The sequence below is a fragment of the Streptomyces nanhaiensis genome (assembly GCF_046614825.1).
GTDB classification, from domain to species: domain Bacteria; phylum Actinomycetota; class Actinomycetes; order Streptomycetales; family Streptomycetaceae; genus Streptomyces; species Streptomyces radiopugnans.
Genome location: NZ_JBKJFM010000054.1, coordinates 1 through 24,531, shown reverse-complemented (window position 1 = coordinate 24,531; position 24,531 = coordinate 1). Strand labels below are relative to the sequence as shown.

Here is a 24,531-nt window from a genome sequence, read left to right as displayed (position 1 = left end):
CATGTGGCGTGGCGGTCGATTCCTCCCCGACGGGCTGCTGTCCGAAGGGGCGACGGGCAGCCGGGCGCACCCCCTGTTCCGGATGTTCGTCCGCTGGGTGCGGCGCCCGCTGCTGGCCGTGGCACGGCTGTGGCGGCGCAACATCCAGCTGCGGGTGGTGACCGCCACGCTGCTGATGTCCCTCGCGGTCGTCCTGCTGCTGGGCCTGGTCGTCATCGGCCAGGTCAGCAACGGGCTCCTGGACGCCAAGCAGCAGGCCGCGCGGAGCCAGGCCGCCGGCGGCTTCGCGGTGGCCGAGCAACTGGCCGACGACGCGGCCGACGACGCGGCCCAAGGCGGCACCGGCAACAGCCGCGACGGGCGCCAGGACACCGGCACCTGGCTGAACGACCTGGTGACGCAGCTCGCCAGCGGCGGCCAGGGCGTCTACTACCTGGTGGCGCTCAGCTCCGAGGAGGGGCCGGACACCTTCGGCACGGGAGAGGGCTCGGGCAACCACGGGCCCCGCGCGTCCTTCGACCTCAAGCCCGAGGAGAGCGTGTCGCCGCAGCTCCGTGCGGCGCTGGACGACAGCCCCGACACCCACGAGCAGTACGGCACGATCGTGCTGGAGGGCGGCCGGACCGAGGCCGCGCTGGTGATAGGAAAGCGCCTCAACGACCCCAACGGCGACCCGTACCAGCTGTACTACCTCTTCCCGTTCCAGCAGGAGGAGAAGTCCCTCAGCCTGGTCAAGGGCACCCTCGCCACCGCCGGGGTCTTCGTGGTGGTGCTGCTGGGGGCCATCGCCTGGCTCGTCGTGCGCCAGGTGGTCACCCCCGTCCGGATGGCCGCCAGGATCTCCGAGCGGCTCGCCGCCGGACGTCTCCAGGAGCGGATGAAGGTCAGCGGCGAGGACGACATCGCACGCCTGGGCGAGGCCTTCAACAAGATGGCGAAGAACCTCCAGACGAAGATCCAGCAGCTGGAGGAGCTGTCCCGGATGCAGCGCCGCTTCGTCTCGGACGTCTCCCATGAGCTGCGCACCCCGCTCACCACGGTGCGGATGGCGGCCGACGTCATCCACGAGGCGCGCGACGAGTTCGACCCGGTGACGGCCCGCTCGGCCGAACTGCTGCTGGGGCAGCTGGACCGCTTCGAGTCGCTGCTGGCGGATCTGCTGGAGATCAGCCGCTTCGACGCCAAGGCGGCCGCGCTGGAGGCCGATCCGGTCGATCTGCGCGATGTGGTCAGGCGCGTTCTGGAGGGCGCGGAGCCGCTCGCCGAGCGAAAGGGCAGCCGCTTCCTGGTCCACGGCGACGAGCGGCCGGTGATGGCTGAGGCCGACGCCCGGCGTATCGAGCGCGTGCTGCGCAACCTGGTGGTCAACGCGGTCGAGCACGGTGAGGGCCGGGACATCGTGGTCCGGCTCGCCTCGGGCGACGGCGCGGTGGCCGTGGCGGTGCGCGACTACGGCGTGGGGCTCAAGCCGGGCGAGGCCAACCGGGTCTTCAACCGCTTCTGGCGTGCCGACCCGGCCCGTGCCCGCACCACCGGCGGCACCGGCCTGGGCCTGTCCATCGCGGTCGAGGACGCCAGGCTGCACGGTGGCTGGCTGCAGGCCTGGGGCGAGCCGGGCGGCGGCTCGCAGTTCCGGCTGACCATTCCGCGGACCGCGGGGCAGCCGCTGCGCGGTTCCCCCATCCCCCTGGAGCCGGCCGACTCCCGGCGGCGGAGGGAGGAGGCGCGGGCCGCCTCCGGCGGGACGCGCGCCTCCGTGCCGCCCCCGGCCCCGTCCCGGGGGCCCGCGCAGGAGCCGCACCGGCGGTCCGGCGGCGCGGTGGCGGCACCACCGCGGGAGGCCGGCGGCGGTGGGAGCACCGCGGGGGACGGAGAACCGGACATGCGGAGGCGGACGGCGCAGGGGCCGGACGAGCCGATGGAGGAGCAGGGTGGACATGGTGAACGGCAGGGCGGCTGAGCGCCCCCGGGAGGGCTTCCGCCCTTCCCGCTCCCCCCGCACGCGTCGCAGGTCCGCGGCGGCGCTCGGCGCCCTCGTCCTGCTGCTCGCCGGGTGCGCGTCCATGCCCTCCGAGGGCGAGGTCCGCAGGGTGGACCCCTCCTCCCGGGCCGACACCGACTCCCAGGCGCGGGTGTTCGGGGTGAGTCCGCAGAAGGGCGCGCAGCCCTGGCAGATCGTGCGCGGTTTCCTGGAGGCCACCACGAGCGACGAGCCGGGGTTCGCCACCGCCCGCGAGTACCTCACCGGCAGGGCCGCGCACAGCTGGGACCCCTTCGCCCGTACGACGGTGCTCGACGTCACCCCCACCGTGCTCGCCCCCGGCCGCTCCTCCACCGGCGAGGAGGAGGACGGCACCACCCTGGAGGTGACCGGCCCCACCGTCGCGCTGGTGGACAGCGAGCACGCCCACCGGCCCAGCAACGGGACGTACCGGGAGACGTTCCACCTCGTCCGGGTCGGCGGCGAGTGGCGCATCGACCGGCTGCCGGACGGGCTGGTGGTGGCCGAGGCCGACTTCGAGCGCAACTACGAGTCGGTCAACACCTACCACTACGCCGACCTGGGCCCGGACACCGGCGCGGTGACGCGGGGCGAGGACGTCCTGGTCGCCGACCCGGTCTACGTGCGGGAGCGCATAGACCCGCTGACCGAGGCGGTCGAGGCGCTGCTGGACGGCCCGACCGGCTGGCTGGCCCCGGTGGTCGGCTCGGCCTTCCCCGAGGGCACACGGCTCGCCGGTGGCACGAAGCTCTCCCCGAACGACTCCGGCACGCTCACCGTTCCGCTGGTCGTACGCGACGGGAAGGGGCGTGAGCGCCCGCTCGGGGTGGGAAGCGCCCAGTGCGACCGGATGGCCGCCCAGGTGCTGCACACCGTGGACGGCCAGGTGTCGGCCAGGACCTCCCGGGTCCGGCTGACCCGGGGCGATGGCGGCGCGGAGCTGTGCTCCCTGACCCGTGACGAGGCCGAGGCGTACGCGCCGGGCCGGCTGGGCGGCGACGGCGGCGGCCAGTACTTCGTCGACGACCGCGACCGGCTGGCCGTGGTGCTGGGCGACGGCGACCGCACCGCGCCCGTCAGCGGCCCGTTCGGCGCGGGGCGGGTCCGGGTGGGCGCGGTCTCGGTGAGCCGGGACGAGAAGCGCGGTGCGGGGGTGTCGCTGGACGGCCGGTCGCTGTTCGTCGCCCCGCTCACCGCCGACACCGGGCTCGGCACCCCCGTCGTGACCAGCGGTGCGCAGCGGGAGCGCGACGGGCTGACGACTCCGAGCTGGGACGGGCTCGGCGATCTGTGGGTCGCCGACCGCGATCCGGACGGGGCCCGGCTGCTGTGGCTGCGCGGAGGCCAGGAGGAGGCGAGGGAGGTCGAGGTGGTCGGTCTCGGCCGCGGCCGGATCGAGTCGCTGCGGGTCTCCTCGGACGGTGTGCGCATGGCGCTGCTGGTCAGCGAGGAGGGCCGGACGACCCTGCGGCTCGGACGCATCGAGCGTGAGGAGTCCGAGGACGGGAGCCCCGTGGCGACCGTGGAGGGACTGCGGCCCATCGCTCCGCAGATGGAGGAGGTGCTGGACGCCTCCTGGGCGGGCGACAGCAGACTGGTGGTCGTCGGCCGGGAGGCGAAGGGCGTGCAGCAGTTGCGCTACACGGCGACGGACGGCTCGTCGGCCGGCCCCTCGACGCTGCCCGGGCTCAACGGGGTGACCGGGGTGGCGGCCTCGGAGAACGGCGACAAGCCGTTGCTGGCCGACACCGGGGAGGGCATCGCCCGGCTCGAGCGCGCCGAGTGGGAACTGGTCACTGACAAGGGGTCGATGCCCGCCTACCCGGGGTAGTCGTCCCGGTGTGTTCGGTATGCGGGAGTGGTGGCGGGAACTGGCCGATCTGGTGCTGCCGGCCGACTGCGCCGGGTGCGGTCTGCCGCGCACCGGCCTGTGCGCGCGGTGCCGGGAGCTGCTGAGCGGGTCCCGGCCGTGGCGGGTGCGGCCGGATCCGCCGCCGGAGGACCTGCCGCCGGTCCACGCCTGCCTTGCGTACGCCGACGAGGTACGGGCGGTGCTGCTCGCGCACAAGGAGCGCGGCGCCCTGCGGCTGGCCGCGCCGCTGGGGGCGGTGCTGGCCGGTGCGGTGCGGGCGGCGGCCGGGGAGGCGGGGCCGGGCGGGGCGGCACGGGGGAGTGCGGCACCGCTGCTGCTGGTGCCGGTGCCCTCCGCGCGGCGCTCGGTGGCGGCGCGCGGCCACGACCCGGTGCGGAGGATGGCGCTGGCGGCGGCCGGAGAGCTCAGACGCGGCGGGTGGAGGGCGCAGGTCCTGCCCGTACTGCGGCAGCGGCGCACCGTGGCGGACCAGGCGGGGCTGGACGCCCGGCGGCGCCTGGCCAATCTGGCCGGCGCGCTGGACACGGCGGCCGGCGCGGGGCGGCTGCTGGAGCAGGGTCCGGTGGTCGTGGTGGACGACCTGGTGACCACGGGCGCCTCGCTCGCGGAGGCGGCGCGGGTGCTGGGCCGGGCGGGCGGCAGGGTGGTCGGCGCGGCGGTGGTGGCTGCCTCGCGGCCCGGCGCCCGCCAGTGCCGCGCCCGCCGGGACGTCGGTGAGGCGTAGGCGGGGTGCAGGCGAGACGTAGGCGGGGCCCGCTCGCCCCTCCGCCCGGCCTCGCCCTTCCGCCCGGCATCGCCTCTCCGCCCCGCCTCTCCCCCCCCGCCTCTCCGCTCCCTCCGGTTTCGCACCGGTGTGCGGACGCTCGCCCGGCAGGCGGTTCGCGGGGCGTACCCCGGCCGTGAGTGGGCAGTGTGGTCCGTACGGGCGGGGAACCGCCGGCGGGGGCGCCTCGTTCCCGCCGTGGAGGCGAAGCCGCCCGCGACCGTAGGTACGTGCCGACAGGGGGTGCCGAGTTTCCCCCGTCGGAGGTAGGTTCGGATGTGAGGAATGGCGAGAGTCGTTCCGTACGGCGGGACATGTGCGCTGCATGGCGTTCGCCCGGCTTTGCTGGTCATTCTCCCGGAAACGGGAGGGTGGCGATCTTCCCGACGGGGGAGGAGGAGGTGAAAGTCGCAACCCGACGTAGGGCCGGACGGTGACGGGCAGGGGCCCGCATCTTCCGGACTCGGTGCACAAAGGGCGTGCTCCGCCGCTCAGGCCGCGGAGGCGCCCGGGAACGGAGTTCTGCGTGGACATCGTCGTCAAGGGCCGTAAGACAGAGGTGCCGGAGCGGTTCCGCAAGCACGTGGTCGACAAGCTCAAGCTGGACAAGATCCAGAAAATCGACGCCAAGGCGATCCGCCTCGACGTCGAGGTGTCCAAGGAGCCCAACCCGCGTCAGGCCGACCGCTCCGACCGGGTCGAGATCACACTGCGCTCCCGCGGTCCGGTGATCCGCGCCGAGGCGGCGGCGGCCGACCCCTACGTGGCGCTGGATCTGGCCACGGAGAAGCTGGAGTCTCGGCTGCGCAGGCAGCACGAGAAGCGGGTCTCCGCGCGGAAGGGGAACGGCCACCACCGGATTCCGGCGCGCGACGTGGCCGTGACCGTGCCGAACGCGGCGACCATCGGCGAGGACGGCCGGCTCGGACCGCAGCGCACGGCGGTCGAGGAGCAGCCCGTCACCACCAGGGTGGGACCGCTGGAGGTCCAGGGGGAGGGCCCCCTGGTAGTCCGGGAGAAGACCCACGCGGCGGCCCCGATGTCGTTGGACCAGGCCCTGTACGAGATGGAGCTGGTCGGGCATGACTTCTACCTGTTCGTCGACTCCGAGACCAAGCTGCCGAGCGTCGTCTACCGGCGGCACGGTTACGACTACGGCGTCATCCATCTGGAACCCGACCCGTTCGTGGAGGAGGCACCGCACGGCGCCGGAGGCGCCCTGGGTGGCTGATAACGGTCGCTGACACCGCGAACCGGACCTGCCCCCGGCCGAACGAGGAATTCGGCCGGGGGCGGGGGCATGGAATCATGGCCATGTCCAACCGGTGCCCTGCATCGGCCGGTTGGCGCTGCGTAGCCTGGCTGCAGGGGGAGGAACGATGGCGGACAGCTTCGGGCCCGTGACGCCCGGCGCGTGGGACGGCGGCCGCGGTGCCGCCCCCGCGGACGCGGGCGCGGAGGACCTGCGCAAGGAGCCCATCAGGGTCCTGGTCGTCGACGACCACGCCCTCTTCAGACGCGGGCTGGAGATCGTCCTCGCACAGGAGGAGGACATCGAGGTCGTCGGCGAGGCGGGGGACGGGGCCGAGGCCGTGGACAAGGCCGCGGACCTGCTGCCCGACATCGTGCTGATGGACGTGCGGATGCCCCGGCGCGGCGGTATCGAGGCGTGCACCTCGATCAAGGAGGTGGCCCCCAGCGCGAAGATCATCATGCTGACGATCAGCGACGAGGAGGCCGACCTCTACGACGCGATCAAGGCCGGGGCCACCGGCTACCTGCTCAAGGAGATCTCCACCGACGAGGTCTCCACCGCGATCCGCGCGGTCGCCGACGGGCAGTCGCAGATCAGCCCGTCGATGGCGGCCAAGCTGCTCACCGAGTTCAAGTCGATGATCCAGCGCACCGACGAGAAGCGGCTGGTGCCCGCGCCGCGTCTGACCGACCGGGAGCTGGAGGTGCTCAAGCTCGTCGCCACCGGCATGAACAACCGCGACATCGCCAAGGAACTCTTCATCAGCGAGAACACCGTCAAGAACCACGTCCGCAACATCCTGGAGAAGCTTCAGCTCCACTCCCGGATGGAGGCCGTGGTCTACGCGATGCGGGAGAAGATCCTGGAGATCAGGTGAGGCGGCCCGGCCCGCGGCGCGCCGACCGCGTCGGCGGTGCCGGGCACACCGGCGCAGACGCCCGGGGGCGGCGGGCGCGTCAGCCGAGGGCCGCGGCCAGGGCGGCGGTGAGGGCCGAGGCCAGCGCCGGGTCGTCGCAGCGCTCGACACGGACCGCGTCGCAGCCCACCCAGTCCGCCGCCTCCCGCAGCGCCCGGGCCATCGGCTCCACCGCCCCGCCTCCCGCCATCGACACCTGCCGCGCCACCAGCGTCCTCCCCTCGCGGGCCGGATCGACCCGGCCCAGCAGCCGTCCCCCCGACAGCAGCGGCATCGCGAAGTAGCCGTGTATCCGCCGGGCCCTGGGCACGTACGCCTCCAGCCGGTGGGTGAAACCGAAGATCCTCTCGGTGCGCCTGCGATCCCAGATCAGCGAGTCGAACGGCGACAGCAGCGTGGTGCGGTGCCGCCCCCGGCCCCCGGACGACTCGGCCTCCAGCGCCGCCGGGTCCGCCCAGGCGGGCTTTCCCCAGCCCGCCACCTCCACCGGCACCAGGCCCGTCTCCGCGACGACCGCGTCGACCTGCTCGCCCTTCAGCCGGTGGTAGTCGGCCAGGTCCGCGCGGGTGGCCACGCCCATCGCCGCACCGGCCCGGGCGACCAGCCGGCGCAGGCACTCGTGGTCGGTCAGGTCGTCGTGGAGCAGTTCGCCGGGGACGGCGCGCTCGGCCAGGTCGTACACCCTCTTCCAGCCGCGCCGCTCGGTGCAGACCACCTCGCCGGTGTCCAGCAGCCACTCCACCGCGATCTTCGTCTCGGACCAGTCGTACCACTCGCCGCCGTTCTTCGCGCCGCCCAGCTCGGTGGCCGTCAGCGGGCCGTCGGCCTTCAGCCGGTCGCGTACGGCGGCGCAGGAGCGCTCGGAGTCCTCCATGCGGTGCCAGCGGTGCCCCCTGTCCCGGAACGCCCGGCGCCGGAAGGCGAAGTACGGCCACTCCTCGACCGGCAGGACGCAGGCGGCGTGCGACCAGTACTCGAAGGCGTGCCCTCCCGTCCAGTACGCCGCCTCCACCGTGCCCCGGCCGACCGCTCCCAGCCGTGCGTACGGCACCAGTTCGTGGGAGCGGGCCAGCACAGAGATGGTGTCCAGCTGCACGGCCCCCAGGCGGCGCAGCATCCCGCGCACCCCGGCCCGGCGGTCCGGCGCTCCCAGCAGCCCTTGCGCGCGCAGCGCGATCCGGCGTGCCTCGTCGGCGGAGAGTGAGAGTGAGACGGTGGTCATGCGCCGACGATAGGGCCTGCCACCGACAACGGGGTCCGGAAGCGGACGGTGCCGGCGGTCCGCGGGGGGAACGGCCCGCGGCGGCACGGCCGCGGGTGCGCGGACGCTACGGCGCGGGCAGGTACGGCACGGCCGCCGTCCGCCCCCGGTCGGAGGGCAGCAGCGACGCCACCCACGCGTCCCGCCGGGTCCCGCGGAAGGCGATCCGTGCCCGCAGGGTGCCCTCCACCACGAAGCCCAGCCGCTCCGCCACGGCCCGCGACCCGGTGTTCCCCGCCTCGGCGAACCACTCCAGCCGCTCCACGCCCAGCTCGCCGAAGGCCCAGTCGGCCACCGCCCGCGCGGCCTCCACGGTGTATCCGCGCCCCCGCCGCTCCCTGGCCGTCCAGTAGCCCAGCTCCGCCAGGCGCCCCTCCGGGCCGGGCGGGGTGATGCGCACCAGCCCCATCGAACCGGTCAGCTCCCCGTCCCGGGTGAAGACGCCGAAGTTGTACGCGGTGTCCTCGCGCCAGCCGGCCGGGCCGATGTTGAGCACGAACTCCTGCGCGTGCCGCCGCTCGTACGGTTCGGGGAGGGTGGTCCAGCGCAGGATGTCCGGATCCTGGCAGGCGGCGTGGACGGCGGGGACGTCCTGCGGCTCGAAGGGGCGCAGCACGAGGCGCTCGGTGCCGAGGGTGACGGGTCGCATGGAGAAGATTGTGCCGGTCATCCAATCGGGCGGAACCGGCACCTTCCGAGTCTCCGGCACGTTGGGGGGTACAGGGGCCGGTGCCCCTCGCATACGATGGCCGGTGCGGCTGGGCCCGACGCAAGGAAGAGGCCCGCCGTGCCAGAGCACCCAGACCGTGCCCGGCCCGACCGGCAAGGAGCCAGCCTACGTGTCCGTCTTCGGCAAGATCATGCGTGCAGGTGAAGGCAAGATCCTGCGCAAACTGCACCGCATCGCGGACCAGGTGTCGTCGATCGAAGAGGATTTCGTCAACCTCACCGACGCCGAGCTGCGGGCGCTCACGGACGAGTACAGGGAGCGCCTCGCCGACGGAGAGTCCCTGGACGACCTGCTGCCCGAGGCCTTCGCGACGGTCCGCGAGGCGGCCAAGCGCGTACTCGGCCAACGCCACTACGACGTGCAGATCATGGGCGGCGCCGCCCTGCACATGGGCTACGTCGCCGAGATGAAGACCGGTGAGGGCAAGACGCTGGTGGGCACCCTGCCCGCGTACCTCAACGGCCTGTCGGGCAAGGGCGTCCACCTCATCACGGTCAACGACTACCTCGCCCAGCGCGACTCCGAGCTGATGGGCCGGGTCCACAAGTTCCTGGGCCTGACGGTCGGATGCATCGTCGCCAACATGACCCCGTCGCAGCGCCGCGAGCAGTACGCCTGCGACATCACCTACGGCACCAACAACGAGTTCGGCTTCGACTACCTGCGCGACAACATGGCGTGGTCGAAGGACGAGCTGGTGCAGCGCGGCCACAACTTCGCGATCGTCGACGAGGTCGACTCGATCCTCGTCGACGAGGCCCGCACGCCGCTGATCATCTCGGGCCCGGCGGACCAGGCCACCAAGTGGTACGGCGACTTCGCCAAGCTGGTGAGGCGGCTGGAGCGCGGCGAGCCCGCCAACCCGCTCAAGCAGCAGCCGGAGACGGGCGACTACGAGGTCGACGAGAAGAAGCGCACGGTCGCCATCCACGAGTCCGGCGTGGCCAAGGTCGAGGACTGGCTGGGGATCGACAACCTCTACGAGTCGGTCAACACCCCGCTGGTGGGCTACCTCAACAACGCGATCAAGGCCAAGGAGCTCTACAAGAAGGACAAGGACTACGTCGTCCTCGACGGCGAGGTCATGATCGTCGACGAGCACACCGGCCGCATCCTGGCCGGCCGCCGCTACAACGAGGGCATGCACCAGGCGATCGAGGCGAAGGAGGGGGTGGAGATCAAGGACGAGAACCAGACGCTCGCCACGATCACCCTCCAGAACTTCTTCCGCCTCTACGACAAGCTCTCGGGCATGACCGGTACGGCCATGACCGAGGCCGCCGAGTTCCAGCAGATCTACAAGCTCGGCGTGGTGCCGATCCCGACCCACCGCCCGATGATCCGCAAGGACCAGTCGGACCTGATCTACCGCACCGAGGTCGCCAAGTTCGACGCGGTGGTCGAGGACATCGTCGAGCGGCACGAGAAGGGCCAGCCGGTCCTGGTGGGCACCACCTCGGTGGAGAAGTCCGAGTACCTGTCGCAGCAGCTCAAGAAGCGCGGCGTGCCGCACGAGGTGCTCAACGCCAAGAACCACGAGCGCGAGGCCGTGATCGTGGCCCAGGCGGGCCGCAAGGGCGCCGTCACGGTCGCCACCAACATGGCCGGCCGCGGTACCGACATCAAGCTCGGCGGCAATCCGGACGACCTCGCCGAGACGGAGCTGCGCGCCAAGGGCCTGGACCCGGTGGAGAACGCCGAGGAGTGGGCGGCTGCCCTGCCCGGGGCCATGGAGCGCGCCGAGCAGGCCGTCGCGGCGGAGCACGAGGAGGTCACCGAGCTCGGCGGCCTGTACGTGCTGGGCACCGAGCGCCACGAGTCGCGCCGCATCGACAACCAGCTGCGCGGCCGCAGCGGCCGTCAGGGCGACCCGGGCGAGTCCCGCTTCTACCTCTCGCTCGGCGACGACCTGATGCGGCTGTTCAAGGCGCAGATGGTCGAGCGTGTGATGTCCATGGCCAACGTGCCCGACGACGTCCCGATCGAGAACAAGATGGTCACCCGCGCCATCGCCTCGGCGCAGTCGCAGGTCGAGCAGCAGAACTTCGAGATCCGCAAGAACGTCCTGAAGTACGACGAGGTCCTCAACCGGCAGCGCGAGGTCATCTACGGCGAGCGCCGCCGCGTCCTGGAGGGCGAGGACCTGCACGAGCAGATCGTCCACTTCATGGACGACACCATCGACGCCTACGTCCAGGCCGAGACGGTCGAGGGCTTCGCCGAGGAGTGGGACCTGGACCGGCTGTGGAGCGCGTTCAAGCAGCTCTACCCGGTGACGGTCACCGTCGAGGACCTCGAGGAGGCCGCCGGAGGCCGCGACGGCATCACGGCGGACTTCATCGCCGACGCCATCAAGGACGACATCCACGAGCGGTACGAGGAGCGCGAGAAGCAGCTCGGCTCGGAGATCATGCGCGAGCTGGAGCGCCGCGTGGTCCTCTCCGTCCTCGACCGCAAGTGGCGCGAGCACCTGTACGAGATGGACTACCTCCAGGAGGGCATCGGCCTGCGCGCCATGGCGCAGCGCGACCCGCTGGTGGAGTACCAGCGCGAGGGCTACGACATGTTCGTCGCGATGATGGACGGCATCAAGGAGGAGTCCGTCGGCTACCTGTTCAACCTGGAGGTCCAGGTCGAGCAGCAGGTCGAGGAGGTGCCGGTCGAGGAGGCCGGGCCCGCCCCCTCCCTGGAGAAGGCCCCGCAGGGGGAGGCCGTCGCGGCGGGCGGGCGCCCGGCGATCCGGGCCAAGGGCCTGGACGCCCCGCAGCGTCCGGACCGGCTGCACTTCTCCGCGCCGACCGTTGACGGCGAGGGCGGTGTCGTCGAGGGCGACTTCGCCAGCGGTGAGGACGGCGGCCCGGTCCGCTCGCCCGCGGACGGCATGACCCGTGCCGAGCGCCGCAGGGCGCAGAAGGAGAAGGGCCGCCGCCGCAAGAAGTGACCCGGCGACCGCCGCCGCACGGCGGCCGGCGGTCCGCTCCGGAGCCGGTTCGGGGCCGGGCGTCCGAGGAGGACGCCCGGCCCCGCGGCGTTTTCCGTGCCGCGCGGGCCCCGCGTTCCGCGCGGCGCGGTCGGGGCGCCGACCGCGCCGGTCGCACCGGCCGGGGCGGTCTTACCGCTCTGACCGTCCGTGACGGTCAGGACACGGTGTCGAGTTCGACGGCGGAGCACAGCCAGCGCTGGTCGCGGGAGCGCTCCAGGCGGAAGGCCAGGGCGCGCAGCCGGTCGCCGGCGGCGATCCGGGCGAACGCCTCGACCGCGCCGGGACGGGGCTGCGACCAGCCGACCTCCCGGACCACCGGAGCCGGTCCGCCCGCCACCGCCGACCGCAGCGGGGTCAGCGGGGCGAGCCGGACCAGTTGCTCGTAGGCCTCGTCGCGGGTGTGGCCGAGCAGCAGGTGGACCGGGCGCAGACCGCTGAGGACGAGCACCAGCCGGTGTGCGAACCAGTAGGGCGGCAGCCGGTCGCGTTCGCGCTGCCGGGCGGCGAGCAGGGCCGAGCGGGCCGGCCGCCGGGAGTCCCGGCGGCCGGGAGGGGCGGTACGGCTGGTGGGCGGCATGGTCTCTCCCCGTGGTCTTGTGCGGTCTCCCGCACGCCGATCGTTTACTGGTCGGTAACTTCCATCCCGGTTTCTACTGGGCGGCCCGCGGCGCGGCAACGACCGACGGACGGTGGCGGCGGGCTGTCTGTGTTTCACCTGTCAGGTGGAGGAGCCGCCGGGGCTTGACGGCCGGGGCCGCTGACCTGCGCCGTCCGCCCGGCACGGGCGGGCGGACCCGCGCGGGACCGGGGGCGTACGGCGCGCGGAAGCCGCCGTATGCTGTCGGGGCACCCGGAGCGGCCTTACACGAAAGTGGTGGCGATGCGCGTCTATGTCCCCCTCACCCTGCCGGGCCTGGCGGCCGCGCACCGGGCGGGCGAGCTCGGCCCCGGCCCGCTGACCGCCTACGCGGTCACCCCCGGGCTGCGCGAGTGGTACGTCTCGGACGACATCGAGGAACTGGAGTACGCCGCGCTCGGCCGCGCCGCGCAGGCCTCGCTGCGGCTCCTGGCCGTCGCCCCGGACACCCCGCGCCGCCGGGTCGTGGTGGCCGTCGACGTGCCCGACCGCGAGGCCGTGGCCGACCCGGACCGGGGCCTGGACCCGGCAGCGCTGGGCGAGGTGCGCATCGAGCGGGCCGTACCGCTGGAGCGGGCCGCCGCCGTACACGTCGACGGCGGCGACGCCGAGGCGGACGTCGCCGCGGCGGCACGGGCGCTGGGCGCGGCCGACCAGGGCGACGACGACGCCCGCTTCACGGTGGACGGGGCGGACGACCACGAGCTGCTGTGGTACGCCACCCAGGAGATCGGCGACATCGTGGAGGAGCTGGGCTGAGCCCGCTCCCGGCCGGCGCCGCGGGGCCGGCCCGAGCACCTCGGCCTCCGCCCCGGCGCGCCGGCCGCGTCTGTCGCTTGTCACACCCAGCCTCTACCGTCGTGGGTATGGACTCGGGCACGGGGAGAGCCCACATCGTGTGGGACTGGAACGGCACGCTGCTGCACGACATCGACGCGGTGATCGCGGCGACCAACGCCGCCTTCGCCGAGATAGGGCTGCCCGCCATCACGCTGGAGCGCTACCGGGAGCTGTACTGCGTACCGGTGCCGCGCTTCTACGAACGGCTGATGGGCCGGCTGCCCACCGACGAGGAGTGGGCCGGGATGGACGAGGTCTTCCACCGGCACTACTTCGCGCGCATCGAGCAGGTGGGGCTCGCCGAGGGCGCTGCGGAACTGCTCGCCGCGCGGCGCGAGGCCGGGCTGACCCAGTCGCTGTGCTCCCTGGCCCCGCACGACCACCTGGTGCCGCTGGTGCGCAGACACGGCATCGAGGAGCACTTCGTCCGGGTCGACGGGAACCTCGGCGGCGGCAGCGGGTCGAGCGTCGGCAAGGCCCGGCAGATGGCGGCGCACGTGGCGGCGCTCGACGGGTTCGACCCCCGCCGCACCGTGGTGGTCGGCGACGCGGTGGACGACGCGGTGGCGGCCGCCGCCGTGGGCGCGCGGGCCGTGCTGTACACCGGCGGCTCCCACAGCAGGAGCAGCCTGGAGGCGGCCGGGGTGCCGGTGGTGGACAGCCTCACCGAGGCGGTGGAGGTGGCCGAGCACGTGATCGCGCGGGACTGAGGCCGGCCGTACGCCGTGCCGTCCGCGGCCCGGTGGATGCTGTCCACAACGTCCAACTCCGACCCCCGGTTTTGTACACATACTGTCCATGACGGGGCCCGGTCGAGGAGGGGTAGCCTAGCCGCGTGATCAGCGAGACACCCGCGGGAGGCAGTGCCGCCTCCGACCCCGGGCACCCGTGCGACACCGCCGGGGCCGGGGATGTCGCAGGTCACACCCTCTCCGGGCATGACGCCCCGCTCCGGCGGACACCTGGTGTGCCGGCGCCGGACCCTCAGAACCCTCAACGCCTTGACGTCACGCAACGGCGCGCGACAGGAGCCAGACGACATGCAGACCAAGCTGGATGAAGCAAAGGCCGAGCTGCTCGAACGAGCCGCCCGGGTCGCCGACAGCGGTCCCGCCGGCAGCCAACCCGTACCGGGGCTGGACGCCGGGGCCCTCGGCCCGTACCTCCAGCGCTACTACCTGCACACCGCTCCCGAGGACCTCACCGACCGCGACCCGGTCGACGTCTACGGTGCCGCGGTCTCCCACTGCCGGCTGGCCCAGCAGCGCCCCCAGGGCACCGCGAACGTCCGCGTCCACACCCCGTCCGTCGAGGAGAACGGCTGGACGTGCACCCACAGCGTCGTGGAGGTCGTCACCGACGACATGCCCTTCCTGGTGGACTCGGTCACCAACGAGCTGACCAGGCAGGGACGCGGCATCCACCTGGTGGTCCACCCCCAGGTCACCGTGCGCCGCGATGTCACCGGCAGGCTGCTCCAGGTCCTGGACACGGGCGCCCGGCCCCGTCAGGAGATGCCGGACGACGCGCTCACCGAGTCCTGGATCCACGTCGAGATCGACCGCGAGACCGACCGCGAGGACCTGAAGCGGATCACCGCCGACCTGCGGCGCGTCCTGTCCGACGTGCGCGAGGCCGTCGAGGACTGGCAGAAGATGCGGAACGCCGCGCTGCGGATCGCCGACGGACTGCCCGACGAGCCGCTCGCCGGCGACCTGCCCGAGCAGGAGGTCGAGGAGGCGCGCGAACTGCTGCGCTGGCTCGCGGACGACCACTTCACCTTCCTGGGCTACCGCGAGTACGAGCTGACCTCCGAGGCCGCGGACGGGACCGAGGAACTGCTGCTCACCGCCGTCCCGGGCACCGGCCTGGGCATCCTGCGCTCCGATCCGCACCACGACGACCGCGGCGACGGCGACCGGGGAGGCGACAAGGGCGGCGCACGCGGCGGTGACCGCGGCGGCGACCGCGACGGCGCCTCCGCCCGCCCCCACGCGCCCGCCCACACCCACGCCCACCCGGTGTCGCCCTCCTTCAACCGCCTCCCGGCCGGTGTCCGCGCCAAGGCCCGCGAGCACAGGCTGCTGGTGCTCACCAAGGCCAACAGCCGGGCCACCGTCCACCGCCCCTCCTACCTCGACTACATCGGGGTGAAGAAGTTCGACGAGGCGGGCAACGTGGTGGGGGAGCGCCGCTTCCTCGGCCTGTTCTCGTCGGCCGCCTACACCGAGTCGGTGCGCCGGGTGCCCGTCATCCGCCGCAAGGTCGAGGAGGTGGTCGGCTCCACCGGCTTCGTCCCCGACAGCCACGACGGCCGCGACCTGCTCCAGATCCTGGAGACGTACCCGCGCGACGAGCTCTTCCAGATCCCGGCCGACGAGCTGCGCGAGATCGCCACCTCCGTGCTGTACCTCCAGGAGCGCCGCAAGCTCCGGCTCTACCTGCGGCAGGACGAGTACGGCCGCTACTACTCCGCGCTGGTCTACCTGCCGCGCGACCGCTACACCACCGCCGTGCGGCTGCGGATGACCGACATCCTCATGGAGGAGCTGGGCGGCACCAACGTCGACTTCACCGCCTGGAACACCGAGTCGGTCCTCGCCCGGCTGCACTTCGTCGTCCGCGTCCCGCAGGGCACGGAGCTGACGCAGCTGACCCACGCCGACGCCGAGCGCATCGAGGCCCGGCTGGTGGAGGCCGCCCGCTCCTGGGCCGACGGCTTCTCCGAGGCGCTGGTCGCCGAGGTCGGAGAGGAGCGGGCGGCCCGGCTCGCCCACCGCTACGGCGGAGCCTTCCCCGAGGGCTACAAGGCGGACTTCCCGCCCCGCACCGCCGTCGCCGACCTCCAGTACATCCAGGGGCTGGAACGGGGCGAGGGCGTCAGCGACTTCGCGCTCAGCCTGTACGAGCCGGTCGGGGCCGGCCCCGGCGAGCGCCGCTTCAAGATCTACCGCACCGGCGAGCCCGTCTCGCTCTCCGCCGTGCTGCCGATCCTCCAGGCCATGGGCGTCGAGGTCGTCGACGAGCGCCCCTACGAGCTGCGCTGCGCCGACCGCTCCCCGGCGTGGATCTACGACTTCGGGCTCCGGCTGCCGGCGAACCACGCGCAGAACCTGGAGGGGGACGCCCGCGAGCGCTTCCAGGACGCCTTCGCCGCCGTCTGGAGCGGTGAGGCCGAGAGCGACGGCTTCAACGCGCTGGTGCTGTCGGCCGGACTGACCTGGCGGCAGGCGATGGTGCTGCGCGCCTACGCCAAGTACCTGCGGCAGGCCGGCTCGCCCTTCAGCCAGGACTACATGGAGGACACCCTCCGCCGCAACGTCCACACCACCCGGCTGCTGGTCAGCCTCTTCGAGGCCCGCCTCTCCCCGGACCGCGCCGCCGCCGGCCACGAACTGACCGACGGCCTGCTGGAGGAGCTGGACGGAGCGCTGGACCAGGTCGCCTCGCTGGACGAGGACCGCATCCTGCGCTCGTTCCTCACCCTCATCAAGGCGACCCTGCGCACGAACTACTTCCAGCCGCGCGACGAGGAGTCGGGCCGGCCGCACGCGTACGTGTCGATGAAGTTCGACCCGCAGGCCATCCCGGACCTGCCCGCGCCCCGCCCGGCGTACGAGATCTGGGTGTACTCCCCGCGCGTGGAGGGCGTGCACCTGCGGTTCGGCAAGGTCGCCCGCGGCGGCCTGCGCTGGTCCGACCGGCGCGAGGACTTCCGCACCGAGATCCTGGGTCTGGTCAAGGCGCAGGAGGTCAAGAACACGGTGATCGTGCCGGTGGGGGCCAAGGGCGGCTTCGTCGGCAAGCGGCTGCCCGACCCCTCGGCGGACCGCGACGCCTGGCTGGCCGAGGGCGTCGCCTGCTACAAGACCTTCATCTCCGGCATGCTCGACATCACCGACAACCTCGTGGGCGGCCAGGTCGTACCGCCCGAGCGCGTGGTGCGGCACGACGGGGACGACACCTACCTGGTCGTCGCGGCCGACAAGGGCACCGCATCCTTCTCCGACACCGCCAACGAGGTCGCCACCGCCTACGGCTTCTGGCTCGGCGACGCCTTCGCCTCCGGAGGCTCGGCCGGCTACGACCACAAGGCCATGGGCATCACCGCCCGCGGCGCCTGGGAGTCGGTCAAGCGGCACTTCCGCGAGCTCGGGCACGACACCCAGACCGAGGACTTCACGGTCGTCGGCATCGGCGACATGTCCGGTGACGTCTTCGGCAACGGCATGCTGCTCAGCGAGCACATCCGGCTGGTGGCCGCCTTCGACCACCGCCACATCTTCCTCGACCCGGACCCGGACGCGGCCACCTCCTACGCCGAACGCCGCCGGCTGTTCGAACTGCCGCGCTCCTCCTGGGCCGACTACGACACCTCGCTGCTGTCGCCCGGCGGCGGCGTCCACCCCCGCAGCGCCAAGTCCATCCCCGTCAGCGCGCAGGTGCGCCAGGCGCTGGGCATCGATGGCGGCGTCACCAAGATGACGCCTGCGGAGCTGATGAGGGCCATCCTCAAGGCCCCGGTGGACCTGCTGTGGAACGGCGGCATCGGCACCTACGTGAAGGCGTCCACCGAGACCGACGCCGACGTCGGCGACAAGGCCAACGACGCGATCCGCGTCAACGGCCGGGACCTGCGGGTGCGGGTCGTCGGGGAGGGCGGGAACCTGGGCCTGACCCAGCTCGGCCGCATCGAGTTCGCGCACGAGGGCGGCCGGATCAACACCGACGCCATCGACAACAGCGCGGGCGTGGACTCCTCCGACCACGAGGTCAACATCAAGATCCTGCTCAACTCGGTCGTCGCCGACGGCGACATGACCGTCAAGCAGCGCAACGCGCTGCTGGCGGAGATGACCGACGAGGTCGCCGAGCTGGTGCTGCGCAACAACTACGCGCAGAACGTGGCGCTGGCCAACGCGATGCGGCAGGCGCCCGACCTGCTCCACGCCCAGCAGCGGCTCATGCGCAGCCTCTCCCGCCAGGGACGGCTGGACCGGCAGCTGGAGTTCCTGCCCGCCGACCGGCAGATCCGCGAGCGGCTGGCGCACGGCCGCGGACTGACCCAGCCCGAGATGGCGGTGCTGCTGGCGTACGCCAAGATCACCGTCACCGAGGAACTGGCGGACACCGATCTGGCGGACGACCCGTATCTGCAGCGGCTGGCGCACGCGTACTTCCCCAGCGCGCTGCGCGAACGCTTCCCCGAGCAGATCGAGCGCCACGCCCTGCGGCGCGAGATCGTCACGACCCTCCTGGTCAACGACACGGTCAACACAGGGGGTTCGACCCTGGTGCACCGGATGAAGGAGGAGTCGGGAGCCTCCGCGGAGGAGATCGTGCGGGCGCACACCGCCTCCCGGGAGATCTTCGGCCTGGCCCGCGTCTGGGACGAGATCGAGGATCTGGACAACACCGTGGCCGCCGACGTCCAGACCCGCATGCGGCTGCACGCCAGGCGGCTGGTCGAGCGGGGCACCCGCTGGCTGCTGAACAACCGGCCGCAGCCGCTGAAGCTCGCCGAGACCATCGAGGTCTTCCAGGAGCGGGTGGAGGTGGTCTGGTCCCAACTGCCCAAGCTGCTCAGGGGCGCGGACCTGGACTGGCACCAGAGCGTCGACGACGAGCTGACCGGCGCCGGGGTCCCCGGCGACCTGGCGCTGCGGGTGGCGGGCTTCTCCTCCGTCTTCCCCGCCCTGGACGTGGTGGCCGTCGCCGACCGCACCGGCCGTGAACTGCTGGACGTCGCCGAGGTCTACTACGACCTGGCCGACCGGCTGGGCATCACCGAGCTCCAGGACAGGGTGAGCGAGCTGCCGCGCTCCGACCGCTGGCAGTCGATGGCACGCGCGGCGATCCGCGAGGACCTCTACGCCGCCCACCAGCTCCTCACGGCGGACGTGCTGGCCTCCGGGGACGGCAGCGCCACGCCCGAGCAGCGCTTCAACGCCTGGGAGGAGAAGAGCGCCGCCGTCCTGGGGCGGGCCAGGGCCACGCTGGAGGAGATCCGCGAGTCGGACACCTTCGACCTGGCGAACCTGTCGGTGGCGATGCGCACGATGCGCACACTGCTGCGCAGCAACCGCTGACGCGCCGGAGCGCCGGAGCGCCGGGCGCCGGGGCACAGCGGGAGAGCAGCCGGAGATCAGCCGGAGATCACGGTGTGAGGGGGCGGCCGTCGGGCCGCCCCCTCACACCGTGTACGGCGCGGTGCCGTGGCCCTACTTCACCGCGCCGGCCATCACACCCGAGACGAACTGCCGCTGGAAGGCGAAGAACACCGCCAGCGGGATCACCATCGACACGAACGCGCCCGAGGCCAGCACGTCGATGTTGTTGCCGAACTGGCGCACCTGCTGCTGGAGGGCGACCGTGATCGGCGGATCGCCCGCGTCGGCGAAGATCAGCGCGACCAGCATGTCGTTCCACACCCACAGGAACTGGAAGATGCCCAGGCTCGCGATCGCCGGGCCGCCCAGCGGCAGGACGACACGGGTGAACAGCCGTACCTCGCCCGCGCCGTCCAGCCGCGCCGCCTCCAGCAGTTCGCGCGGGATCTCGGCGAAGAAGTTGCGCAGCAGGAAGATCGCGAACGGCAGGCCGAAGGCCGTGTGGAAGACCACCACGCCCACGGTGGTCTCGAAGATCCCCAGGTTGTTGAAGAGTTTGGCCACCGGGATCAGCGCCACCTGCACCGGCACCACCAGCAGCCCGACGACCGCCAGGAACCACCAGTCCCGGCCGGGGAAGTCCAGCCAGGCGAAGGCGTATCCGGCCAGCGAGCCGATCACCACGACCAGCACCGTGGAGGGCACGGTGATGACCAGGGTGGTCAGCAGGGAACCGGTGATGGCGTCGTTCTCCAGCAGGGAGCGGTAGTTGGAGGCCGTCAGCTGCGACCAGTCGCCCAGCGCCGTCCACCAGCCGGAGGAGGAGACGTCGGAACGCTCCCGGAAGGACGACAGCAGCAGCCCGGTCGTCGGCAGCAGCCACAGCAGGGCGACCACGACCAGTGTGAAGCGCACCGCCCAGTGCCCGGTGAGCGCGGCGATCCGCGCGCCGAGCGGCCTGCGTGTCCGGCCGCTCCGCCCCGGCCCCGCGGGTGCGGGCACGGGTGCGGGCGCCGGCCCGGGGCCCGGTACCTTCTCGGAGAGAGTGCTCACCGTCGGTTCTCCCTCCTCAGCCGCCGGACGTTGAAGACCATCACCGGCACCACCAGCAACAGCAACAGCACCGCGATGGCGCTGCCCACGCCCTGGTCCGCGCCCGTGCCGAAGGACGACAGGTACAGCTGGAGCGCCAGCACGTTCGCGTCGGACTGGGTGGCGCCCGGGGCGATGATGTAGACGAGGTCGAAGATCTTCAGCACGTTGATCATCAGGGTGACGAGGACGACCGCGAGCACGGGCGCCAGTACCGGCACCGTGACCCTGCGGAAGACCTGCCACTCGTTCGCGCCGTCCACCCGTGCGGCCTCCAGCAGTTCGCGGGGCACCCCCGCCAGGCCCGCCGCGATCAGCACCATCGCGAAGCCCGCCCACATCCAGACGTAGGAGGCGATGATGGCCGGGGTGATCAGGGACGGCCCGAGCCAGTTGACCCCGTTGTAGGCCTCGGTGAAGTTGGAGGCGGGCAGCCGCAGGTGGGCGCCGTCCGCCTCGGCGGGCAGGGTGAAGACGCCGTCCTCCCCGGTGGTGGCGGTGGCCACCACCCTGCCGTCCCGCACGGCCTCGACCACCACCCCGGCCAGGGCCTTCTCGCCCGGGTCGACGACGTTCGGCTCGCCTCCGCCGCCCTTGGCGAAGTCCACCCAGACCGTGCCGGTGACCCCGCCGTCGCCCGCGGGCCGCGCGGGCGACGCCTCGGCGGCGTCGGCCAGGTCCTGGGGAGGTACGCCCACCAGCGGCAGGTTCGCCGGGTCCGCGGCGTCCACCGCGGACCCGGTGGTGTACGCGCCGCCGCCGGTCCTCTCCAGCTCCCCGTTCGGCCGCGGGCGGGCGCCGGGCCAGGCGGAGGCCTCGTTGAATGTGTCGTGGACCCCGACCCAGACGGCGTTCGCCACCCCGCGGTCCGGGTCCTGCTCGTACACCAGGCGGAAGATGATGCCCGCGGCGAGCATCGAGATGGCCATGGGCATGAAGACGATCAGCTTGAACGCGGTGCCCCAGCGCACCCGTTCGGTCAGCACCGCGAAGATCAGCCCGAGGGCGGTGCAGACGGTCGGGGCGACGACCACCCAGATCGTGTTGTTCTTGATCGCCGTCAGGGTGTCGTCGTCGGTGAACAGCTCGACGTAGTTGCCCAGGCCGACGAATCCGGTGCCGGAGGCGTCGAAGAGGCTCCGGTAGACCGAGTAGACGATGGGATAGACGACCAGCGCGCCCAGCAGCACCAGGGCCGGCAGCAGGAAGCAGGCCGCCAGCCAGGGCCGGGTGCGGACGATGGAGGAGCGGCGGGTTCCGGGGGCGGGCGGGCCCGGCGGGCCGGGGGCCGCCGGGCCGCCCGCTGTGGCGGTCGACATGGCAGTCGTGCCTCCGTCCCGGCCCGTCAGTCGCCGTACGCCTTGGCCGCGGCGGCCTCCAGCTCCCGCTGGGCGCCGGCCACGTCCCCGGGATCGGCCAGGAAGTCCTGGAGCGCCTTCCACTCGCCCTCGCCCTTGGTGCCGCCGAAGGCGGCCGGAGCCTGGTCGGACATGTCGAAGCGGAAGTCGTCGCCCGCGGCGATCAGCGCCTCGGCGATGTCGCGCTGCACGTCGTCGGGGTAGACGGAGGTGTCCAGCTCCTTGTTGGGCGAGATGAAGCCGCCCTGCTCCGCCCAGATCGCGGCGGCGTCGGTGGAGGCCAGGAAGGTGAGCAGGGCGTGGGCGCCCTCGCCGTCCTTCAGCGCCACCGCCGCGTCGCCCGCACTGACCACCGGAGAGCTCTCGCCTACGGCCGGGAAGGGGAAGACCTTGGCGTCCTGGCCGATCTCCGCATCGGTGTCGCCGATGTTGACGGCGACGAAGTCGCCCTCGTAGACCATCGCGGCCTGCGGTTCCTGGACGTCGGCGAAGACCTGGGTGACGGACTTGGGGAACTCCGTGCGCAGCGCGCCCTGGTTGCCGCCCGCCAGCAGTTCCTTCCTGCCGAACAGCTCGCCGAGGGTGGTCAGCGCCTCCTTGACGGAGGGGTCGGTCCACTTGATCTCGTGCTTGGCGAGCTGGTCGTACTTCTCGGGCCCGGCCTGGGAGAGGTATACGTTCTCGAACCAGTCGGTGAGCGTCCAGCCGTCCGCGCCGCCGACCGAGACCGGCGGGACGCCGGAGTCGGAGATCGTCCGGGCGGTCTCCAGGAACTCGTCCCAGGTCTTCGGCTCGCTCACGCCCGCGTTCTCGAAGGCGGTGGTGTTGTACCAGACCAGGGACTTGTTGGCGGCCTTGAAGTAGACGCCGTACTGCTCGCCGTCGTGGGCGCCCAGATCCCGCCAGCCCTGGGAGAAGTTCTTCTCCAGCTGCTCGCGCGCCTCGGCCTCGAGCGGCTTGATCCAGCCCTTCTCGGCGAACTGGTGGAGCACGCCGACCTGCGGCAGCATCGCCACGTCCGGAGGCGCGCCGCCCTCGATCTTGGAACCGACGAAGGTCGCCACGTTGTCGCCGGTCGGGACGAAGCCGACCTCGGCGCCCGTGCGCTTCTCGAACTCGTCCAGGACCCTGCGGAAGTTCTTCTGCTCCGGGCCGGTCCACACGGCCGCCACCTGGAGCTTCTGCCCCTTCAGATCCGGTAGTTCGACGGTGGGCTCCCGCCCGTCGCCCGCCCCGTTCCCGGAGCCCCCGGACTTGTCGCCCCCGCCGTCACCTCCGCCGCAGGCGGCCGTCAGCGTCAGCGCCAGCGCCGCGGCCAGCGCGATGCCCGCTCTGCGGGCCCGCGATCGAGTTGTACGGACAGAAGTGCGCATAGCTCACCGTCCCCACTGTCGGCACGGCCGGTCGTCGAACGGCCGCGCCGTACGTCCCGTTCGGTCAGTCCTACGCCTGAACACATTGCCCGGCAACAGCGCTTCACATGTCGGCTCGCCGTTCGTGACCGGCTCGTGACCGTAAGACCCCGGCCCCCGGAACCCAAGCTGCCGGGCGGGGCCGCCGGTGTCACATCAGCGGGGGCGGCGCGGGGGCGCCCGCCTCGCGGGCGGCGCGCTCGACCGCGCTGGCGAGCAGTGCCAGATCGGTCGGCCCGTTGCCCAGTTCGCGTACGGGGCGGCGGGTGGGGGGATCCCCGGCGCGCGCCCAGTCCAGTGGGACCACCGTCGGCCGCAGAGTCGCCGTGCGGGGTATGCGGCCCGACACCCGGCCCGCCTGGAAGGCGGTCACCGAGCCGTCCGGCCGGTGCAGCGACCCGCGCCCCGGCAGCGGCTCCTCCGCGGGGCCGCCCCGGCCGTCCGCGGCGCCCGAGCCGTCCGAGGCGCCCCGGCCGTCCGGCCCGCCGCGGGTGTCGGAGCCCAGGAAGGCCCGCAGGGCCGCTCCCTGCCCGGTGGCCGTCCGCCCGGTGTGCTCCGGCCGTCCGGTGGCGGCTATCAGATGCACCCCCAGCCGCGCCCCGTCCCGTGCCACGGCCTCCAGCGCCCGGACCACCGAACCGGCCGCCGGCCGGCCGGGGTTGCCCAGGGCGGGGGCGACCAGCGTGTCGAAGTCGTCGACGAGGACCACCAGCCGGGGCAGCGGTCCCGGAGTGGTGGCGGTCCCGGCGGGATCCGCATCCCCGGGCGCACGGAGCTTGAGGGCGCCGGGTTCGGAGCCCGCGCCGACCCCCGCGCCGACCCCCGTGCCGGAGCCCGTGCCCGTCCGGGGAGCACCGGCGGCCCGGCGCTGGGCGACCACCCGGGCGGCCGGGCCGCCGGTGGGGCCGCCGGCGGCATGGTGCCGCGCACGCGACACCTCCGCCGCGTACGCCTCGTACGGGCGGTCGCCGAGCAGTTCCGCGCGGCGCTTCAGCTCGCCGCCCAGGGCCTGCGCGAACTCCCGCATCCGCACCGGATCCCCCGCGGCCAGGTACGTCGTGGCGTGCGGCAGGTCGCCGCAGACCCGTAGCCCGTCGCCGTCCCCGTCCACCAGGACCAGGGCCAGCCTGTCCGGCCGCTCCCCGGCGGCCAGCGAGGCGGCCGCCGAGCGCAGCAGCTCGGTCTTGCCGGAACCGGCCGGACCCGAGACGAGGAAGGGGCCGTGGGCGGCCGCGAGGTCCGCGGTGACCGGGCCGTGCGGGCCCGCGCCCAGCACGGCCTCGGCCCGCGGACCGGCGG

The 24,531-nt window shown here is 73.0% G+C and carries 16 protein-coding genes; 9 read left to right on the top strand and 7 right to left on the bottom strand.

Annotated elements, in window-relative coordinates:
- Position 1 precedes the first annotated feature (1 nt).
- From mtrB to ACLIYP_RS14395, 5 genes are all read left to right on the top strand, one after another.
- Positions 2-1,960, top strand: a complete 1,959-nt coding sequence (gene mtrB, locus ACLIYP_RS14415; RefSeq protein WP_412713526.1) for an MtrAB system histidine kinase MtrB — start codon at positions 2-4, stop codon at positions 1,958-1,960.
- Positions 1,938-3,833 (top strand): LpqB family beta-propeller domain-containing protein, encoded by a 1,896-nt coding sequence (locus ACLIYP_RS14410; RefSeq protein WP_412713525.1) that lies wholly within the window; start codon positions 1,938-1,940, stop codon positions 3,831-3,833. Before mtrB ends, ACLIYP_RS14410 begins: the two co-directional genes overlap by 23 nt.
- A gap of 19 nt (positions 3,834-3,852) precedes the next feature.
- On the top strand, positions 3,853-4,599 hold the full coding sequence (locus ACLIYP_RS14405; protein ID WP_412713533.1) for a ComF family protein: 747 nt from the start codon (positions 3,853-3,855) through the stop codon (positions 4,597-4,599).
- A gap of 565 nt (positions 4,600-5,164) precedes the next feature.
- Positions 5,165-5,869, top strand: coding sequence for a ribosome hibernation-promoting factor, HPF/YfiA family (hpf, locus tag ACLIYP_RS14400; RefSeq protein WP_412713524.1), 705 nt, complete (start codon positions 5,165-5,167; stop codon positions 5,867-5,869).
- Between the two features lie 148 nt (positions 5,870-6,017).
- Entirely contained in the window at positions 6,018-6,770 is a 753-nt protein-coding gene (locus ACLIYP_RS14395) for a response regulator (protein WP_412713523.1), read from the top strand.
- 79 nt (positions 6,771-6,849) lie between these two features.
- On the opposite strand, the gene ACLIYP_RS14390 is transcribed toward ACLIYP_RS14395, so the two are convergent.
- Positions 6,850-8,031, bottom strand: coding sequence for a winged helix-turn-helix domain-containing protein (locus tag ACLIYP_RS14390; RefSeq protein ID WP_412713522.1), 1,182 nt, complete (start codon positions 8,029-8,031; stop codon positions 6,850-6,852).
- Positions 8,032-8,137: 106 nt separating this feature from the next.
- Positions 8,138-8,719, bottom strand: coding sequence for a GNAT family N-acetyltransferase (locus tag ACLIYP_RS14385; protein ID WP_412713521.1), 582 nt, complete (start codon positions 8,717-8,719; stop codon positions 8,138-8,140).
- 190 nt (positions 8,720-8,909) lie between these two features.
- Here ACLIYP_RS14385 and secA point away from each other — a divergent pair, with 190 nt between their 5' ends.
- A complete protein-coding gene (gene secA, locus ACLIYP_RS14380; RefSeq protein ID WP_412713520.1) occupies positions 8,910-11,741 on the top strand; it encodes a preprotein translocase subunit SecA in 2,832 nt (943 codons plus the stop codon).
- A gap of 196 nt (positions 11,742-11,937) precedes the next feature.
- On the opposite strand, the gene ACLIYP_RS14375 is transcribed toward secA, so the two are convergent.
- Positions 11,938-12,360, bottom strand: a complete 423-nt coding sequence (locus ACLIYP_RS14375) for an Rv3235 family protein (protein WP_412713519.1) — start codon at positions 12,358-12,360, stop codon at positions 11,938-11,940.
- Positions 12,361-12,663: 303 nt separating this feature from the next.
- Here ACLIYP_RS14375 and ACLIYP_RS14370 point away from each other — a divergent pair, with 303 nt between their 5' ends.
- From ACLIYP_RS14370 to ACLIYP_RS14360, 3 genes are all read left to right on the top strand, one after another.
- Entirely contained in the window at positions 12,664-13,179 is a 516-nt protein-coding gene (locus ACLIYP_RS14370) for a DUF6912 family protein (protein WP_412713518.1), read from the top strand.
- A 107-nt stretch (positions 13,180-13,286) separates the two neighbouring features.
- Positions 13,287-13,970 carry an HAD family hydrolase gene (locus tag ACLIYP_RS14365; RefSeq protein ID WP_412713517.1) on the top strand — a complete coding sequence of 228 codons (684 nt, stop codon included), beginning with the start codon at positions 13,287-13,289 and terminating at the stop codon, positions 13,968-13,970.
- Between the two features lie 330 nt (positions 13,971-14,300).
- The gene (locus tag ACLIYP_RS14360; RefSeq protein ID WP_412713516.1) at positions 14,301-19,349 is read left to right on the top strand and encodes an NAD-glutamate dehydrogenase; all 5,049 of its coding nucleotides are present in this window, start codon (positions 14,301-14,303) and stop codon (positions 19,347-19,349) included.
- Between the two features lie 132 nt (positions 19,350-19,481).
- Here ACLIYP_RS14360 and ACLIYP_RS14355 read toward each other — a convergent pair whose 3' ends face one another.
- From ACLIYP_RS14355 to ACLIYP_RS14340, 4 genes are all read right to left on the bottom strand, one after another.
- Positions 19,482-20,372: a carbohydrate ABC transporter permease gene (locus ACLIYP_RS14355; RefSeq protein WP_412713532.1), complete on the bottom strand. Its 891-nt coding sequence runs from the start codon at positions 20,370-20,372 to the stop codon at positions 19,482-19,484.
- 47 nt (positions 20,373-20,419) lie between these two features.
- On the bottom strand, positions 20,420-21,781 hold the full coding sequence (locus ACLIYP_RS14350; RefSeq protein WP_412713515.1) for a carbohydrate ABC transporter permease: 1,362 nt from the start codon (positions 21,779-21,781) through the stop codon (positions 20,420-20,422).
- Between the two features lie 26 nt (positions 21,782-21,807).
- Positions 21,808-23,193, bottom strand: coding sequence for an ABC transporter substrate-binding protein (locus ACLIYP_RS14345; protein WP_412713514.1), 1,386 nt, complete (start codon positions 23,191-23,193; stop codon positions 21,808-21,810).
- Positions 23,194-23,383: 190 nt separating this feature from the next.
- A partial coding sequence (locus ACLIYP_RS14340; RefSeq protein ID WP_412713513.1) for an FtsK/SpoIIIE domain-containing protein occupies positions 23,384-24,531 on the bottom strand: 1,148 nt, incomplete at its 5' end.

Bases quoted from the DNA above. Each gene is read 5' to 3' on its own strand.
- mtrB (WP_412713526.1), top strand. From the start codon at position 2: ATGTGGCGTGGCGGTCGATTCCTCCCCGACGGGCTGCTGTCCGAAGGG.
- ACLIYP_RS14410 (WP_412713525.1), top strand. From the start codon at position 1,938: ATGGTGAACGGCAGGGCGGCTGAGCGCCCCCGGGAGGGCTTCCGCCCT.
- ACLIYP_RS14405 (WP_412713533.1), top strand. From the start codon at position 3,853: ATGCGGGAGTGGTGGCGGGAACTGGCCGATCTGGTGCTGCCGGCCGAC.
- ACLIYP_RS14395 (WP_412713523.1), top strand. From the start codon at position 6,018: ATGGCGGACAGCTTCGGGCCCGTGACGCCCGGCGCGTGGGACGGCGGC.
- ACLIYP_RS14390 (WP_412713522.1), bottom strand. From the start codon at position 8,031: ATGACCACCGTCTCACTCTCACTCTCCGCCGACGAGGCACGCCGGATC.
- ACLIYP_RS14385 (WP_412713521.1), bottom strand. From the start codon at position 8,719: ATGCGACCCGTCACCCTCGGCACCGAGCGCCTCGTGCTGCGCCCCTTC.
- ACLIYP_RS14375 (WP_412713519.1), bottom strand. From the start codon at position 12,360: ATGCCGCCCACCAGCCGTACCGCCCCTCCCGGCCGCCGGGACTCCCGG.
- ACLIYP_RS14370 (WP_412713518.1), top strand. From the start codon at position 12,664: ATGCGCGTCTATGTCCCCCTCACCCTGCCGGGCCTGGCGGCCGCGCAC.
- ACLIYP_RS14365 (WP_412713517.1), top strand. From the start codon at position 13,287: ATGGACTCGGGCACGGGGAGAGCCCACATCGTGTGGGACTGGAACGGC.
- ACLIYP_RS14360 (WP_412713516.1), top strand. From the start codon at position 14,301: ATGCAGACCAAGCTGGATGAAGCAAAGGCCGAGCTGCTCGAACGAGCC.
- ACLIYP_RS14350 (WP_412713515.1), bottom strand. From the start codon at position 21,781: ATGTCGACCGCCACAGCGGGCGGCCCGGCGGCCCCCGGCCCGCCGGGC.
- ACLIYP_RS14345 (WP_412713514.1), bottom strand. From the start codon at position 23,193: ATGCGCACTTCTGTCCGTACAACTCGATCGCGGGCCCGCAGAGCGGGC.